Here is a 16,391-nt window from a genome sequence, read left to right as displayed (position 1 = left end):
CAACGCTGCGGCCTGATGCGCAGCGTGCCCCGTTTATGCGACGGCGTGCTGCTCGATCCGTGCGACGGTTGTGGATGGCGCAGAAGCCGGTTCGAGCAGCTGCCAGGCCTCCAACTGATCGATCGCCGTGCGCACACCGTCTTCGTCCCCAATACGTTGACCGAGTGCGCGTGCAGCAGCGCGCATGGCCGGCGCACTCGCCTGCTGGATGGCAGCGGCCAGGGTTTCCGGCCGCAACCCCACCCGTGCGAGCGCCGGCGGTGCCACGCCACGCTGGGCCAGGCAGTGCGCCCAGAACGGTTGGTCGTATCCGAACGGCAACACCACCGAGGGGATACCGGCCGTCAGTGCCGCGCCGGTGGTGCCTGCACCGCCGTGATGCACCGCCACCGCCACGCGCGGAAACAACCAGTCGTGTGGCGCCTGTTCCAGATGGAAGAAGCGCCCGCCATCATCGTCGGCAGCGGTCTCCCCAGCCGCCAGGCCTCCCCAGCCGCTGGCCAGCAAGGCGCGCTGCCCGGTCAGACGCACCGCCGCCTTGACCGTGGCGGTGAGCTGCGCCGCGTCGGTGCTGGTCATGCTGCCGAAGCCGATATACAGCGGCGGTGGCCCGGCCTGCAGAAATGCCTGCAGATCCGCCGGCGGTTGCCACCGCGGCTGCGGAAGTTGCCAGAAACCGCAGACCTGCGCGCTGGGCGGCCAATCTGGTGGGCGTGGGCACAACTGCGAACTGTAGCCATAGATCACCCGTGGCCGGCTGCGATCCGGACCACGCCACGGGTAGGCCGGCAGGCCCAGGGCTGGCCGCACGATGTCGTTGAGCACCGGGCGCATCAGTTGCCAGCCGGCAAAACGCACCACGTGATGCAGCGCCACGCTCACCCGCCCAGGAAACCGCACGGTCGGCATCACCATCAGCGGCAGATGCCGCGAGGCGGTCAGCGGCTGCAGTTGCGCGAACGCCACCGGCAGCCGATAGGCCTGCCCCAGGCTATGGGCCAGGAAGCTGGCGCTGCCCACGCCCAGGATCAGCCCGGCATCGGCACAGGCCGCGCGGCCCTGCTCGGCCCAGTCGCGCGCCCAACTCAGCAGCGGGGCGCGCAAGCTGGTCCACATGCCGCGCCAGCCGCCGCGCATCTCGGCCACGCTCGGGTTGCCCTGCAGCAGCTGCTGGTGGTCACCACTGAGCGGAAAGAAGTCCAGCCCGTTGGCACGGATCAGCGCTTCGAAATTGCGGCTGGTCAGCACCCGCACCGGGTAGCCGCGCGCGCTCAGGCCACGCCCCAGCGCGATGATCGGGCGCACGTCGCCGTGGGTGCCCAGAGTGGCGATGACGATCGGACGATGGGCTGCGGCGTTTGCCGGGATCTCAAGCATATTCGGCTACCCCGTCGCTGGCGGTGGCGATGCTGCCATCGCGCCGCGACGCTGGCGCGGCGGCGGCGTGAAGCAAGGCACACACCCTGGCCGAATGCGTGGGCGAGAGCATCGAATGATGGTCGCTGTCCAAGCCATGCAGGTGCAGCGTACGGACGTAAGGACGCCAGGCCTGCGGCCGATAGTCCACCCAACGCGCATCGTCGCCACCGGAGCTCATGCGGATCTTGGCTTCGATGAACAGTACGTCCTGGTTCAACGCCCGGGGCCGGTGACGTCGCGCCAGATGCAGGTGGTGCTGGGTCACATCGCCCAGATCGCCCAGCAGCGTGGTGCGCTGCTCCAGCAACTGGCGCACGGCCGGCAACGCGTTCAGCCCGTAGTGATCGCATAGCAGGCTGGCCAGCTCGGCCATGGTGGTCGGCATCGGCTGATGGGGCCCCAGGGTCAGGCCGAGCGCATGCACCGATGCGCTCACGTTCTCCGACTCCGGCAATGCAGCGGCCTGATCCAGATGCGGGTAGCTGTCCAGCATCGCCAGCAGTTCGACCTCTTCGCCAAGTTCGTGCAGCTCGGCCGCGATGGCGTGGGCGATCAGCCCGCCCAGCGACCAGCCGATCAGCCGGTACGGACCCTGCGGCTGCACGCTGCGCAGACGGGCCAGGTAGTCGCGCGCAATCGCCTCGATGCTGTCCGGACGATGCTGCGGGTCGCTCAATGCCGGCGACTGCAACGCGTAGACCGGCCATTGCGGGTCGAGCTGACCGAGCAGGGTGAGATACGACCAGCCGAGCCCAATCACCGGATGGATGCAGAACAAGGGTGTGACTCCCGGCGTGCCTGCACGCAAGGGCAACAGCACGCCCAGGGGATCGTTGGCCGGCTGGGCACTGCGCCTGATCGCCTCGGCCAGCCCGGCGATCGTCGGGGCATCGAACAACGCGCCCAGTGGGAGTTCGACACCGAACAACTGCGGGAAGCGCGCGGCCATTTCCGCCGCGCGCAGCGAGTCGCCGCCCAGCTCGAAGAAGTTGTCGTCCACACCGACTGCCGCGATGCCCAGCACCTCGCGTAGCAATTCCGCCAGCTGCCGTTCCAGGGCATCGCGCGGCGCCACTCTGGCACGCGCAGGCACGCCGCCCGGCGCCGGCAGTGCGCGGCGGTCCAACTTGCCGTTGGCTGTCAGCGGCAAGGCCGGAAGCATCACCCACAGGCCTGGAATCATCGATGCCGGCAGGCACTGCTGCAGATGGGCACGCAGCGCGTCGGTCGACGGCTCTGTGCCATGCTTGCCCACCACATAAGCCAGCAGCTGCACCGTAGCATCGCCGTCGTTATGCGCCACCACCGCCACCTGCGCCACCTGGGCATGCAGCAACAGCGCATTCTCGATCTCGGCCGGCTCCACCCGATGACCACGGATCTTGAGCTGTGCGTCGGCTCGGCCGATGAATTCCAGCAGGCCATCGTCGCGTTGACGCACGCGGTCGCCGGTGCGGTACATGGTGCTGCCGTCGGCGGCGAACGGATCGCGCAGGAACCGCTCGCTGGTCAGCTGCCGCTTCCCGCGATAGCCCTTGGCGACGCCGGCACCGCCGATATACAACTCGCCGATTGCACCGGTCGGCAGCGGTTGCCGTTGCGCATCGAGTACGTAGACGCGGGTATTGAGCAGCGGCCTGCCGATCGGGGGTGCCGCCGCATCGGTCAACTGCAGCGGCATGATGGTCGACCAGATGGTGGTCTCGGTGGGTCCGTACAGCTGGGTCAGGCGCCCGACCCGGCCCAGCAACTGGCTGGCCAGTTCCGGCACCAGCGCCTCGCCCCCCACCAGCGCATGCAGGCGATCCAGCGCAAGATCCTGGTTGGCCAGCAGGATGCGCCACAGCGACGGCGTGGCCTGTACCAGGCTGACGTGCGCGTCGGTGATCAGACGCGCCAAGCCGCGCGGATCGTGACCGATCCCCGCCGGCGCGATGACCACGCGCGCGCCCACCAGCAACGGCAGGTACAACTCCAGCCCGGCGATATCGAAGGTGATGGTGGTGACGGCCAGTACGCGGTCGCGTGGGCGCAGCGCCAACTCGTGTTCCATGGCGTGCAGGAAATTGAACAGGTTGCGATGGCTGATCTCCACGCCCTTGGGCGCGCCGGTCGAACCGGAGGTGTACAACACGTAGGCCGTGCCATCCGGCGTGGCCAGCGGTGCGATCGCTTCCGGCAACACCGCCGGGCGCGGGTCCAGCCAGACCATCCCCCCCATCAGATAGCGCTCGCACAGCGCAGGCTCGCACACCAGCGCAATGGCGCCGGAATCGGCGAGCATCTGACGGTTGCGCACAGCCGGGCTCTCCGGGTCCAGCGGCAGATACGCCGCACCGCTCCACATGATGGCCAGCAGCGCCACCAGCAGGTGCTCGCTGCGCGGCAGCGCGACCGCGACGACATCGCCGGGACGCACGCCATCGGCGACCCATTGCCCCGCAACCCGCGAGGCCAGCTCGCACAGCGTGGCGTAATCCAGCGTGCGGCTGTCGTACTGCACCACGACCGCAGCGGGCATGAACTCGGCGCGCTGCAGCATGCCATGCAATAGCGTGGCCGGTTCCGGCAGCGGCGCTGCGGTGTTGTTCCAGGTGTGCAGCAGGCGCCGACGCTCCTCGGCGCCCAGCACATCGACCTGGCCGAGCGCGCATTCCGGATCGGCCAGCACGGCATCGACCAGACGGGTCAACCTGCGGCAATGTTCAGCCAGTTCGTGGCTGTCGTACAACGCCGGATTGGCATCCAGATCGAAGCGCAGGGCAGCGCCATCGCCGCGCTCGTAGCAGAAGACGGTCAGGTCGTCGGCGGGGCCATTGGAAAGATTGTGCGGCACCGCGTACGCATCGCCGAAGCGCAGGCCGTATTCGAAAGCCTCGATATTCACTGCCAGACGCGCGATCTTCTGCTCGGTTCCGAAAATCCCCATGTCGCGACGCACGTCTTCGAAGCGGTATTGCTGATGGCGCAGTGCATGCTTGACCACCGAGGAGACCTGCGTGAACAGTGCGTGGATCGGCTGCTCCGGTTGCATCTTCAGACGGATGTAGACCACATTCGCCACCATTCCAGGTGTGTTTCGATAACGCGCATTGATACGCCCGCTCACCGGCATCGCAAACACCAGGTCGTCGGCGCCGGTGTGGCGGTAGTAATAGGCCGCCACCAGTGCAATCAGGATCTGCGGCAGGCTAACGGTGTAGCGCCTGCCCAACGCACGCAATTTCGCCATCTGACGCGCAGAGAACTCCCCGGTTCCACGCAACGAGCCGGCCATCTCGTAACTGCCCGGCCGCGCCAGCGTTGCAGGTGGTGGCAAATCGGCCAATTGCTCCATCCAGTACGCGCGATCGCGTTGATAACGATCCGAATCACGGTACTGCTGTTCCAACACCGGCAATTCCGTCGCACTGGCGAAGTCGGCAGCCTCCGGCTCAGTGCCGACCAGGTAGGCGCGGTACAGCGCCGCCACGCGCTGAGCCACCATGGCCGTGGTATAGCCATCCATCACCAGATGGCTCATGTACTGCACCCACAGGTGATGATCCTCGCCAAGACGGAACAAGGCACAAAACCAGAGCGGCCCGTTGCGCAAATCTTCCGGCTGACGGATCTGCTCTTCGACCCAGTGCACAGCCGCGTTGCGCGGTGCCGGATCCTCTGCGACGTTGAAGTAAGGCATGGTGCCGGTGTATTCAGGCAGCACAATCTGCACTGGCAATCCGTTTTTCTCGGCAATGCAAAGCCGCAGTGTGTCGAACTCGCGTGCGACCTGTGCACTGGCGCGCAGGATCACCTGCGGTTCAAGCGGTCCGAATAACTCAAGCGCCTCCGATAACATCAAGGTGTTGTCGGTATACATTTTGCTGCCTACCCAAAGACCGCGCTGGGCACGCGTCAGGGGAAAGGCAGGCATGGAGGCTTCAATCTGCATTGCGTGCATTCCTCTGAAGTGGCGCACAGTCCGTCGACGCACCATCGGCCTTCATGTGGTCGATGGATGCCGAATCAGCACCTGCCCTGAAAAAAAGCGATAGATTTAAGAGACACCGCCGACGATCGGCGGCTGCCGGCCATACACGATGGAGACTTACAACCAGGAAATCCGCACAATCGAAACGCCGACGTACAGGTGTCTTCTTCGAAGTGTTGAGTCAACATTAACAATTCGTGCAGGTCGGAACCGTGCAAAAAATCACGAAACCCAAGTGGCGCACGAATAATTTTCACTGAAATGTGATTGAACTGATGTCCTGGATGCATACATTCGCCCACTCCAGCGCGGCTTCCGACGAACGACGGACGTCCTGTGCCAGGTCGACGATAAAGTCCGCTGTGGAGCCTGGCACGCGCTTTACGCGATATATCCTGAGGCACACCTACCTAAGACTATTTCGCTATCGACATTTATTGATTGTTTTATTCACAAGATGATTTTAATAAAAATTCATCTGCGGAAAGATGGCGCGCTTCAGGCAGGCGATCGCGCAATGGGTTTGCGTCTTGTCGGTAAGCAGCATTGCCTGCTGACAATGCGGTTGCATGATGCGTAAAGCATGGAGTGCCGTCCCGTTTCGGCCGCTCTTCCCGCCGCCACCATGTGCGTCAGCAACATGCGTAGGACCGTAACGGCCGGCGAACGACACAGACATGTAAGAAACGGCGAGGCATCCAGAGCCAGTCGTGGTGCCGGTGGTGCGACTGCGCCGCTGTCAAGCGATGTTGCCAACGTATCGACGGCGGCCTCTGCGCCATCGTATTGCGCTACGTGGCGCTGCGGCATGCCGCAGCGCCTGCACGATCAGCCCAGCGGTTCGTCCGACAGATAGGTGTAACCGGTGAGCCCGGCTTCCAGCGCGTCGCTCAGCTCCTGCGCGCGCTCCGGCGGCAGCTGCGCGGCAGCGATGCGCTCGGCATAGGTCGCGCGCAACGTGTCCAGGTGATAGCCGACGTAATCGAGCATCACATCGGTGGTGTCGCCACGCCGTTGCTGCACGATCCGATAGCCTTGCCCGTCCACGGCCACTTCCACCGCATCGGTGTCGCCGAACAGGTTATGGATATCGCCCAGGATTTCCTGGTAGGCGCCGACCAGGAAGAACCCGATGCGGTAGCTCTCGCCGGCGTTGAGGCTGTGCAGCGGCAGCGAGCTGTCCAGGCTTTCGTTTTCGACATAGGTCTTGACCATGCCGTCCGAGTCGCAGGTCATGTCGGCGATGATGCCGCGGCGCTGCGGCGCCTCGTTCAGGCGCTCGATCGGCACGATCGGGAACACCTGGTCGATCGCCCACACGTCCGGAATCGACTCGAACACGCTGAAGTTGACGAAGTACTTGTCCACCAGCCGCTCGTTGAGCTCGTCCAGCACCGGGCGGTGGCTCTTCTCGTCGAAGCTCAAGCGTGCACGCACACCGTGGGCGATGGCATAGAACAGATCGTCGATGCGCGCGCGATGGGTCAGGTCGATCTGGCCAAGCGCATAGGCGCTCAGGCCTTCGGCATGGAAATGCTGGGCCTCCTGGAGCAGTTCCACCGCCGGGCGTACATCCAGTTCGTCGTGGATCTCGCGCAGATGGCGGATGGCGGCCGGCTCGTCGTCGTGCGCGTCGGGCACGCGGCCCTCCGGCGCCTGCTCCACTTCCGAGACGTTGGCGATCAGCACCGCGTGGTGGGCGGTCATCGCGCGGCCGCATTCGGTGACGATGCGCGGCGGGGTCAGGCCATGTTCTTCGCAGGCGCTGGCCAGCGGCTGCACGATGTTGCTGGCGTACGAATGCAGGCCGTAGTTGATCGAGCAATAGCTGCGCGAGCGCGTGCCTTCGTAGTCGATGCCCAGGCCGCCGCCCACGTCCACATGGCTGATCTTCGCGCCCAGACGCGAGAGCTCCACGAAATAGCGCGTGGCCTCGCGCATGCCGTTGGCGATATCGCGCACGTTGGAGATCTGCGAGCCCATGTGGAAATGCAGCAGATTCAGGCTGTCGGCGTACTCGGTGTCGCGCAGCGACTTCCACAGGTCCAGCACCTGGCGCGGCGACAAGCCGAACTTGGCCTTGTCGCCGCCGCTGTTCTGCCATTTGCCTGCGCCCAGCGAGGCCAGCCGCATGCGCACGCCCAGGCCCGGCTTGACGTCCAGCGCGCGCGCCTCTTCCAGCACCAGGGTCAGCTCGGAGGGTTTTTCGATGACGATGAAGGTCTGCAGGCCCAGCTTGCGGCCGATCAGCGCCAGGCGGATGTATTCGCGGTCCTTGTAGCCGTTGCAGACGATCAGCCCGCCCGGGCGCGAAAGTGCCAGCACCGCCATCAGCTCGGGCTTGCTGCCTGCTTCCAGGCCGAAACCCTCGCCATGATGGCCGGCCAGGGTGCCGGCCACGCCACGGTGCTGGTTGACCTTGATCGGATACACCGCGGTGTAGCCGCCGGCGTAGTCCCACTCCGACTGCGCCTGCGCGAAGGCCGCCTGCAGCTTGCCCAGGCGCTGGCCCAGGATGTCCGGAAACCGCACCAGCAGCGGCAACTTGGCCCCGGCCGCACGCGCGGCATCCACCACTTCGGGCAGCGACACCGACGGGCCGTCGACGGTGGGGGTGACCACCACATGGCCGGCGTCGTTCACATCGAAATACCCGTCGGCCCAGTGCGGGATCGAGTAGGTCTTGCGGGCTTGGTCGAGGGACCAATCGCTCATTTCGTTGTCTCGGCTGGGGCAAAAGGGCGTGAATTGTAACGCCTGGCATGCCGAGGGTCCGTTACAATCCGCGCCGACTTCACGCCCCGCTCCTGGTCGGATCGGGGCCGGGCAAGGGTCAGCCGCTGCGCAGTTTGGCTGCACGGGGCTGCGCCCGACCCTCATCCGGCGCTACGCGCCACCTTCTCCCGCCGGGAGAAGGAACCGCCCGCTTCTTTTAGTTTAGGACGTCCGCATGAGCAGCAACGACAACTGGTACATCGAACACTTCCAGCCGACCGGCTCGGCCATCGGCTTTCGCATCAGCGGCAAGCTGGACGAGGTGCAGTCCCCGTTCCAGAAGATCGAGATCTACCAGACCACCGACTGGGGCAAGCTGATGCTCATCGACGGCGCGGTGATGCTGACCAGCCGCGACAACTTCTTCTACCACGAGATGATCAGCCACCCGGCGCTGTTCACCCATCCCGCGCCCAAGCGCGTGGTGATCATCGGCGGCGGCGACTGCGGCACGCTGCGCGAGGTGCTCAAGCACCCGGGCGTGGAAAGCGCCACCCAGTGCGACATCGACGAGCAGGTCACTCGCATGTCGGAGAAGTACTTCCCCGAGCTGTGCGATGCCAACCACGATGCGCGCGCCGAACTGCTGTTCGACGACGGCGTGGCCTACATGGCCAATTGCCCGGCCGGCAGCGTGGATATCGTGATCGTCGATTCCACCGACCCGGTCGGCCCGGCCGAAGGCCTGTTCAACAAGGCGTTCTACGAAAGCTGCTTCAAGGCGTTGAAGGACGACGGCATCCTGGTGCAACAGTCCGAGTCGCCGCTGGCGCTGCTGGACCTGATCAACGAAATGCGTACCGAGATGGGCAAGGCCGGCTTCCAGTCGTTCAAGACCCTGCCGTTCCCGCAGCCGTGCTACCCCACCGGCTGGTGGAGCGTGACCATGACCAGCAAGCAGGCAGGCGCCGATTTCGCCTTCCGCCAGGCCGATGCACAGTCCAAGGGCTTCGACACCCTGTACTACACCGCCCATCTGCACACCGGCGTGCTGGTGGCGCCGCCGTTCGTGGCCAAGGCGCTGGGCGAGTAAGCACGAACCGGCGCTGCAAGGCGCCTGGAGTGCTCGAACCACAACGGGGCGGATGTTGCCATCCGCCCCGTTGCTGCATCCACGATTCCGTGTCGCCGGTCAGAAGCGGACTTCGGCACCCACGTTCAGCACCTCGGCGCGATTGATGGTGATGTCTTCGCCATAGTCGTAGTAATCGTTGGCATACACATAGTTCGTGTACATCACGCTCACGCTGGCGTATTTGCCCAGGTCCACGCCCAGGCCGACGCCTGCGTAGCCGCCGTAGATTTCCTCGCTCGCCTCTGCGACATCGGCGTACCAGGATCCAAGCCGCACCATCGCAAACAGCGGGCTATCACCAAAGTTGAAGCGCGCCGTGCCACCAAGGCCGCCAAACTTCACGGCCGGGATAAAGATATCGTCCGTGCTTTCGCCGCGGTCCAGACGACCGAGCGATGCTTCCAGTCCGATGAGGGTCACCGAGCCTGCGCGCCAGCGATAACCTGCGCTTAGACCGAGCATGTCCTGCTTGTAGCCATCGAACACCTCGGCTCTACCGCGCTGCACGCTGATGAAGGCACCGCTGTCGATGCGGGATTCTTCGCGCGGGGTCGCTGCCGCGTAGGCGGGCGCAGGCGACGATGCCACTGGGGGTGTTTGCGCCGTCACCGTAGTGAATCCGCCGCTCTCGCCGGATGCACCCCCGTCACTCCCGGCTGGGGCCGTGGCAGTAGCGGTCGGCGTGGTGGTCGATGCCGGAACCGTCGGCGCGGCAGCACTCTGTTGGCTTGCCTGCTGCTTTTGCTGCTGGCGGTAGCTATCCCACCCGCGCGAAAGCGATTGCGCCGAGGCCTGTGCCGTGGCGCCAAGCGCCGTGCAGGCCAATAGCAGTGTTGCAGTCCTTTTCATCACGTTTCCCCTGAGTAGTCGTCCATCGTTCCGCATCCTTGCGCACGCAGGCGAACCTGACGGGCGTCGGGAAGTGGCGCAGTTGCCGTCGTCTCGTGGGGGCGTCCCCGCAGCACGCGGTGTCGCCGATGACACTGGCGCAGCCAGGCCTTCATGGCCACAGCCCTCCGCGCGTGATGCAGCCCCCTGACCGCAGCGCGCACAGTGTCTGGAGTCTCAATGCCTGTCAAGAAGAGGTGTGATGTCCGCAGATACACGGGAACCGCTCTATGCGCGCCTGATCGACCATCTACCGCGACACCAGCCGACCTCTACCGCCGGGCACCTGCCTGGCCCGCCGAGCAGCCCTACACGCAGAACCGATCCAAGCCATTGATCGATAAAGCCGTTCCACATCCAGAATACTTCATTTGTTAAACAAATGTAATTTCAATACCGCCAAGTTTTAAAATTGCGCAATCCCGATCCCAAGCGATCACCGTGGACCTGCGTAACGCGTGACACCTCCGCGCCGCCAGCGTCCGGAGAACTGCCATGCACCACCGGCCGCTGGACGCTTCCAGCCTGCACCTCGTCGCTCCCGTCCTGCTCAAGCAGGGCACCCGGCTGCTCGAACCCGATGTCTATCGCACCCACGTGGATGGGCAACTGGCGGTGGTCAAGGACTACACCCGCTATCGCCGCACCCTGCTGGCGCCGATCGCACGGCTGATGGTGCGCCACGAAGCCGGCATGCTGCGCCGGCTGCACGGGTGGCGGCATGCGCCCGCGTTGCTCGGCACCCTGGGCGGTCTGGCGTTGGGCATGGAGTTCATTCCCGGCGACACGCTCAGCGCCAGTGCCGTGGTGGGCCAGGAGGTGTTCCAGCAGTTGCAGCAGGCGTTGCGCCGCCTGCACGGTTTCGGCATCACCCATAACGATCTGCATGGCACCAACGTGGTGGTCAGTGCCGGCGTGCCGGTCCTGATCGATTTCACCTCGGCGTGGCGATTTCCGCGCTGGCTGCGGCGCGGCCTTCTGGCCCGGCAGCTGCAGCGCAGCGACGTGGCCAATTTCCAGAAGATGCGCCAGCGCCTGGCCGGCATCGCACCCACCGCCGACGAAGCCGCGCGCAGCGCCGAACCGGGCTGGGTGCGCGCTATCCGCGCTGGATGGAAGCGGCTGTATCGCCGTCTCAAGCGCGAGGCTCAGCCGGCGCATCAGGCGGATTCGCGCTACTGATCTGCGCGATGTATGCAAGACGCGCCGGCGGCGTGGCCAGGCGATCTTTCACAGGACGGTGCAACGCCCGGCCGGCATCGCGCCCAGCAGTGATGAAACAGCACGCAGTGCCGCGCCAGGCCGGGTGTACGGCGTGGGCAGCGAATGGCCGCGGTGTACGACTGCCTCAGGCGCGATGCATCAGCGTCACCGGTGCCTGCCAGAGAACAGGCACCGGTATTCCATCAACGCAGCATGCCGCTACGGCGTCGTCGCTGGCGCGCGATAGGCGATCAGGTGCGGCGCTTCGGCCACGAACCGATCCAGCACACCGTCAGCGATCTTGACCGGCCCGCCGAAACGCGTAGCGCCGGGAATCGAGGGGATCGCTGCCGCCTTGGTCGCGGATGCGGCCGCATCGGCAAACAATGCCGGCGCCTCGGTACTGCCACGGTTGGCCGCCTCCAGGCCGGCCGCAGTCTGCCGCAGCGCGCGGCCCCAGCCCTCCATCGCCTCCAGCCACGGGCGCGACTGTTCCGCAAAGCCCTTGTCGGCCACGCCGTCGCGGATGAGTTGCGGGGCGGCCACCAGCTCCTCGGCAGTGCGCGCCAACTCGGCAAGCGCCTGCGTGCGCGCTGGGGCATCGCCCAGCGCGATCGCTTCGCGCACATGGTCGAGTACCGCCTTCAGCCGCGGTGCCTGCTCCTGCCATGGCTGGCTGCCGAAGGTCGGTGCCAGGTGCTGGGTATCGAAGAAGGTCAGCAATGCGGCAGTGACACGCGCATCGCCGCCGGCCAGATCGCGCGCCGCCGCATGCCAGGTGCGCTGCGTGTCGTAGCCTTTGTCGTTCCAGGCGAACGCGGTCAGGCCCATCACCGCGACCCGGCTGGGCACTTCCTGGTTCATCGGGTTGGAGACGATGCCCGACAACTCGGCCGACAGGCCGGCCTCGCGCCGCGCGTACGGCGCCATCAGCAGGCGCCCGGCCGAGGTTTCGAAATCGTTGACCGGGTAGTTGTCCCACAACAGCGTCTTGCGACCGAACGCCTTGGTGGCCGCACGCGCATCCGGGATGGAGATGGCCGGCGGCACCACGTCGGTGCCGGTCCATTGCACCACGATCTTCGGATCCAGGTGTTTGCGCAACGCTTCCTTGTAGGGGCTCTCCTTGGCATCGAAGTATTCGGTAGGCACCATGATCAATTCAGACGCCGCATCGTGGCGCGCGACCAGATCGGCCTGCACCAGATTGAGCAGATACGATTGCGCGACGCCAGCCGCCTGCGCGCCGGATGCACCGAAGGTGGCCTTGTCGCGCTCGCAGTTCCATTTGGTGTATTCGATATCGTCCAGCGCCACGTAGAAACTGCGCACGCCCAGCGCGCGGAACGCGTCGAACTTGCGCAGCAGCGCCTTGGCATCTGACGGATCGGAGAAGCACACCGTCGGCCCCGGCGAGATCGCATAGACGAAATCGACGTGATTGCGCTTGGCACTGGCCGCCAGCTTGCCCAGTGCCTGCAAGGTCGCCTTCGGATACGGCTCGCGCCAGCGGTCGCGCGCATACGGGTCGTCCTTGGGGCTGTAGATGTAGGTATTGGCCTTGGTGCGCGCCAGGAACTCGATATGCTTGCTGCGATCGCTCATCGACCATGGCGCGCCGTAGAAGCCCTCGATCGTGCCGCGGATGGGCATGGCCGGGTGGTCCTGGATCGTGAGCGTCGGGATCGCCGGCCGCTCGACCAGCTGACGCAGGGTCTGCGCCGCATGGAACAGCCCATCGCCATCGTGGCCGGCCAGCGTGATCAACCCGCTGCCGAGCGCCGCGCTGGTCAGGGTATAGCCCTCGCTGTGCGTGTCCTGGGTGGCCTTGCTGCGCGCCAGCGCCTCGCGCACCACTGCCGCATCGCCGGTGCCGATCACGATGTGCGGGCGGTCGAACGTGGCTGGCAGGCGCGCTGCGGTGGCGATCCTGGTCACGCCGGCCGTCCCCAGGATGCGGCGTACCAACGCGACGGACTCCGGATCTGCGCCCGGCGCCACCACCAGTACCACCGACTGACCCAGCGTGACCGTGCCGCCCTCCAGCATGATCGAGACCGGCGTGGGGAAGATCGCCGGTTGGGTGACCGGCTGCGCCAGTGCGGGGACTGTCGCCGCTGCCAGGCCCGCTGCCAGCCAGACCGAGAGCGGGCGCAGGCCCGACTTCCTATCGCGTCGCTTCATCCCGAACTCCGGTATTTAATTGGTATTAGGCCCTAGAGTAGGCAAGTCGTCGTGTGGCGACAAGCGGGCCCGGCCACGGGGATATCTAGACCTAAAGCTCAGCCACATGCTGAATCGCGGCATGACGCCTGCGTCGATGCCGGCCTCAGATGCCGGATCCTATCTGCGGTATTGAAATGGTATGAGTGCGCACGTAGCGCGGCACCGCTCGGCCCGTCGCGGACCAGCTGCTCGGATGACGTTGCGCCCCGCGCACCATCTCGCGGCTGCATTGGCCGTCGCTGGCCGGATCCCGCCTGCCCAGGCGTGACCATCGCGCCACGCTGCAACCATGGGCGCATGGCGCCGCGTCGTGGCAATCGGGCGACGACGGACGCGGTATCGCAGCAATCGGCCAATCGCCTGAAGACCAACGGCGCAATGTCGGCCGAAGGCGCTGCCGGCCGATGCCTTACAGCGCGTCGCCGTCCAGCTCGCCGGTGCGGATGCGCACCACACTGCCCAGGTCGTAGACAAACACCTTGCCGTCGCCGATCTTGCCGGTGCCCGCCGCACCGACAATGGCTTCGACCACACGCTCGGCCTGATCGTCGGTCACCGCCACTTCGATCTTCACCTTGGGCAGGAAGTCGACCACGTACTCGGCGCCGCGATACAGCTCGGTGTGGCCCTTCTGCCGCCCGAAGCCTTTCACCTCGGTCACCGTGATGCCCGCCACCCCGCAACCGGCGAGCGCTTCGCGCACATCGTCGAGCTTGAACGGTTTGACGATGGCCATGATCATTTTCATTGGTGCAGATCCAGCGGCATGACAGGGCGCGCAGCATAGCGTGGACAGCCGCAACACTCATCCATGCCGGCTGCACCACCCCGGACCACAGCCGAATGGGACTATTCTTACCGCCTGCCGACTGCCTTGCCGATGTCCCGTGTGTGCGGCCCGCATTAGGCTTTCCACGGACCTGCGGAGACAACCATGATCGATTTCAATCAGCTCGACGACCTCGCCCGCCGCCTCAGCGACCTGGTGCCGCCAGGCCTGCGCCAGTCGCGCGAGGAACTGCAAAGCACGTTCAAGGGGGCCTTGCAGGCCGGCCTGGGCAAACTGGATCTGGTCACCCGCGAAGAATTCGACGTGCAGCGCGCGGTACTGCTACGCACGCGCGAAAAGCTCGACGCGCTGGAGCAGGCGGTGGCCGCGCTGGAAGCACGCGCAACCGGTGCGCCGCCCAATGCGGCGCCCGATTCCGGCACCGTCTGACCTGAGCCGCCACCATGAGCCTGGCACTGGTGCACAGCCGTGCCCGCGTGGGAGTGCACGCGCCTGAGGTTCGGGTGGAAGTGCATCTCTCCGGGGGGCTACCCTCCACCCAGATCGTGGGCCTGCCCGAAGCCGCGGTGCGCGAATCGCGCGAACGGGTGCGTGCCGCGCTGCTGTGCGCGCAGTTCGAGTTTCCGGCCCGACGCATCACCATCAACCTGGCGCCGGCGGACCTGCCCAAGGAAGGCGGTCGGTTCGACCTGCCGATCGCGCTCGGCATCCTGGCCGCCAGCGGGCAGATCGACCGGCAGGCGCTGGCCGAGTACGAGTTCCTCGGCGAGCTGGCCTTGACCGGCGAGCTGCGTGGCGTCGACGGCGTGCTGCCGGCCGCCCTGGCCGCCGCACAGGCGGGGCGACGGCTGATCGTGCCGCTGGCCAATGGCGCCGAGGCCGCCATTGCCGGGCATGGCCAGGCGTTCACCGCACGCACCCTGCTGGAGGTCTGCGCGGCCCTCAACGGCAGCCAGCCGGCGCCGGCAGCCGAACTGGCAGCCCCCGCATCGGGCGCGCGCGCGCTGCCGGACATGGCCGACGTGCGCGGCCAACCGCATGCGCGCCGCGCACTGGAGATCGCCGCAGCCGGCGGTCACCACCTGCTACTGGTCGGCAGCCCCGGCTGCGGCAAGACCTTGCTGGCCTCGCGTCTGCCCGGCCTGCTGCCGGACGCCAGCGATGCCGAAGCGCTGGAGACCGCTGCCATCGGCTCGGTCAGCGGTCGCGGGCTGGATCTCGCCCGCTGGCGGCAGCGTCCGTATCGCGCACCGCACCACACCGCCAGCGCGGTCGCCCTGGTCGGCGGCGGCACGCATCCGCGCCCCGGCGAGATCTCGCTGGCGCACAACGGCGTGCTGTTCCTGGACGAACTGCCCGAGTGGCAACGGCAGACCCTGGAAGTGCTGCGCGAGCCGCTGGAATCGGGTTTGGTCACGATCTCACGCGCCGCGCGCAGCGTGGATTTCCCGGCGCGGTTCCAGCTGGTCGCAGCCATGAATCCCTGTCCCTGCGGCTGGGCGGGGGATGGCAGTGCGCGTTGCCGCTGCAGCAGCGACAGCATCCGCCGCTACCGCAGCCGCATTTCCGGCCCGCTGCTGGATCGCATCGACCTGCATGTGGAAGTCCCGCGCCTGCCACCGCAGGCGCTGCGCAGTGGCAACCCCGGCGAAGACAGCGCCAGCGTGCGTGCCCGCGTGGTCGCCGCGCGGCAGCGGCAGCTTGCGCGTGGCGACCTGCCCAACGCACAGCTCGACCAGCCCGCGACCGACCGCCACTGCCGTCTGCAAGGCGACGACCAGCTGCTGCTGGAGCGCGCGATCGAGCACCTGCAGCTGTCCGCGCGTTCGATGCACCGCATCCTGCGGGTGGCGCGCACCATTGCCGACCTGGACGACAGTGCCGCGATCGCCACGGGCCATCTCACCGAAGCCATCGGTTACCGCAAGCTGGATCGCGCGCTCAGCACCGCCAGCGCGGCCTAGTTGTGTAAACCCACCACGTTGTTCAGTGTGATGTGGATCCTGGAGATGGGAGGTTGGTGTCCGAGGCTGGCATGGGGC

11 protein-coding genes are annotated in these 16,391 nt (G+C 66.3%); 4 read left to right on the top strand and 7 right to left on the bottom strand.

Going from position 1 to position 16,391, the window contains the following annotated elements:
• Positions 1 to 33 precede the first annotated feature (33 nt).
• The 4 genes from LL964_RS19205 to speA form a co-directional block, all read right to left on the bottom strand.
• On the bottom strand, positions 34 to 1,377 hold the full coding sequence (locus tag LL964_RS19205; RefSeq protein WP_104588882.1) for a glycosyltransferase: 1,344 nt from the start codon (positions 1,375 to 1,377) through the stop codon (positions 34 to 36).
• The gene (locus tag LL964_RS19200; RefSeq protein ID WP_425478218.1) at positions 1,370 to 5,335 is read right to left on the bottom strand and encodes an amino acid adenylation domain-containing protein; all 3,966 of its coding nucleotides are present in this window, start codon (positions 5,333 to 5,335) and stop codon (positions 1,370 to 1,372) included. Before LL964_RS19200 ends, LL964_RS19205 begins: the two co-directional genes overlap by 8 nt.
• Positions 5,336 to 5,855: 520 nt before the next feature.
• Positions 5,856 to 6,071, bottom strand: coding sequence for a hypothetical protein (locus LL964_RS19195; protein WP_146092452.1), 216 nt, complete (start codon positions 6,069 to 6,071; stop codon positions 5,856 to 5,858).
• A gap of 149 nt (positions 6,072 to 6,220) precedes the next feature.
• The gene (gene speA / locus LL964_RS19190) at positions 6,221 to 8,107 is read right to left on the bottom strand and encodes an arginine decarboxylase (protein WP_104588880.1); all 1,887 of its coding nucleotides are present in this window, start codon (positions 8,105 to 8,107) and stop codon (positions 6,221 to 6,223) included.
• A 235-nt stretch (positions 8,108 to 8,342) separates the two neighbouring features.
• Between speA and speE the strand changes: the two genes are divergently transcribed.
• A complete protein-coding gene (gene speE / locus LL964_RS19185) occupies positions 8,343 to 9,200 on the top strand; it encodes a polyamine aminopropyltransferase (protein WP_104588879.1) in 858 nt (285 codons plus the stop codon).
• 99 nt (positions 9,201 to 9,299) lie between these two features.
• Here speE and LL964_RS19180 read toward each other — a convergent pair whose 3' ends face one another.
• The gene (locus tag LL964_RS19180; RefSeq protein WP_104588878.1) at positions 9,300 to 10,091 is read right to left on the bottom strand and encodes a hypothetical protein; all 792 of its coding nucleotides are present in this window, start codon (positions 10,089 to 10,091) and stop codon (positions 9,300 to 9,302) included.
• Positions 10,092 to 10,625: 534 nt separating this feature from the next.
• Here LL964_RS19180 and LL964_RS19175 point away from each other — a divergent pair.
• A complete protein-coding gene (locus LL964_RS19175; protein ID WP_167395458.1) occupies positions 10,626 to 11,312 on the top strand; it encodes an RIO1 family regulatory kinase/ATPase domain-containing protein in 687 nt (228 codons plus the stop codon).
• 240 nt (positions 11,313 to 11,552) lie between these two features.
• Here LL964_RS19175 and LL964_RS19170 read toward each other — a convergent pair whose 3' ends face one another.
• Together LL964_RS19170 and LL964_RS19165 are read right to left on the bottom strand one after the other, a co-directional pair.
• Positions 11,553 to 13,517, bottom strand: coding sequence for a glycoside hydrolase family 84 protein (locus LL964_RS19170; protein ID WP_104588877.1), 1,965 nt, complete (start codon positions 13,515 to 13,517; stop codon positions 11,553 to 11,555).
• A 451-nt stretch (positions 13,518 to 13,968) separates the two neighbouring features.
• A complete protein-coding gene (locus LL964_RS19165) occupies positions 13,969 to 14,307 on the bottom strand; it encodes a P-II family nitrogen regulator (RefSeq protein ID WP_104588876.1) in 339 nt (112 codons plus the stop codon).
• Between the two features lie 186 nt (positions 14,308 to 14,493).
• On the opposite strand from LL964_RS19165, the gene ubiK reads away from it, so the two are divergent.
• Positions 14,494 to 14,778: a ubiquinone biosynthesis accessory factor UbiK gene (gene ubiK, locus LL964_RS19160; protein WP_104588875.1), complete on the top strand. Its 285-nt coding sequence runs from the start codon at positions 14,494 to 14,496 to the stop codon at positions 14,776 to 14,778.
• Positions 14,779 to 14,792: 14 nt separating this feature from the next.
• Positions 14,793 to 16,313 (top strand): YifB family Mg chelatase-like AAA ATPase, encoded by a 1,521-nt coding sequence (locus LL964_RS19155; protein WP_104588874.1) that lies wholly within the window; start codon positions 14,793 to 14,795, stop codon positions 16,311 to 16,313.
• Positions 16,314 to 16,391 lie beyond the last annotated feature (78 nt).

This window comes from Xanthomonas melonis, assembly GCF_020783655.1.
In the GTDB taxonomy this organism is placed as follows: Bacteria; Pseudomonadota; Gammaproteobacteria; order Xanthomonadales; family Xanthomonadaceae; genus Xanthomonas; species Xanthomonas melonis.
The sequence above is the reverse complement of the archived record's forward strand: the minus strand, read 5'-3'. Positions and strand labels throughout refer to the sequence as shown.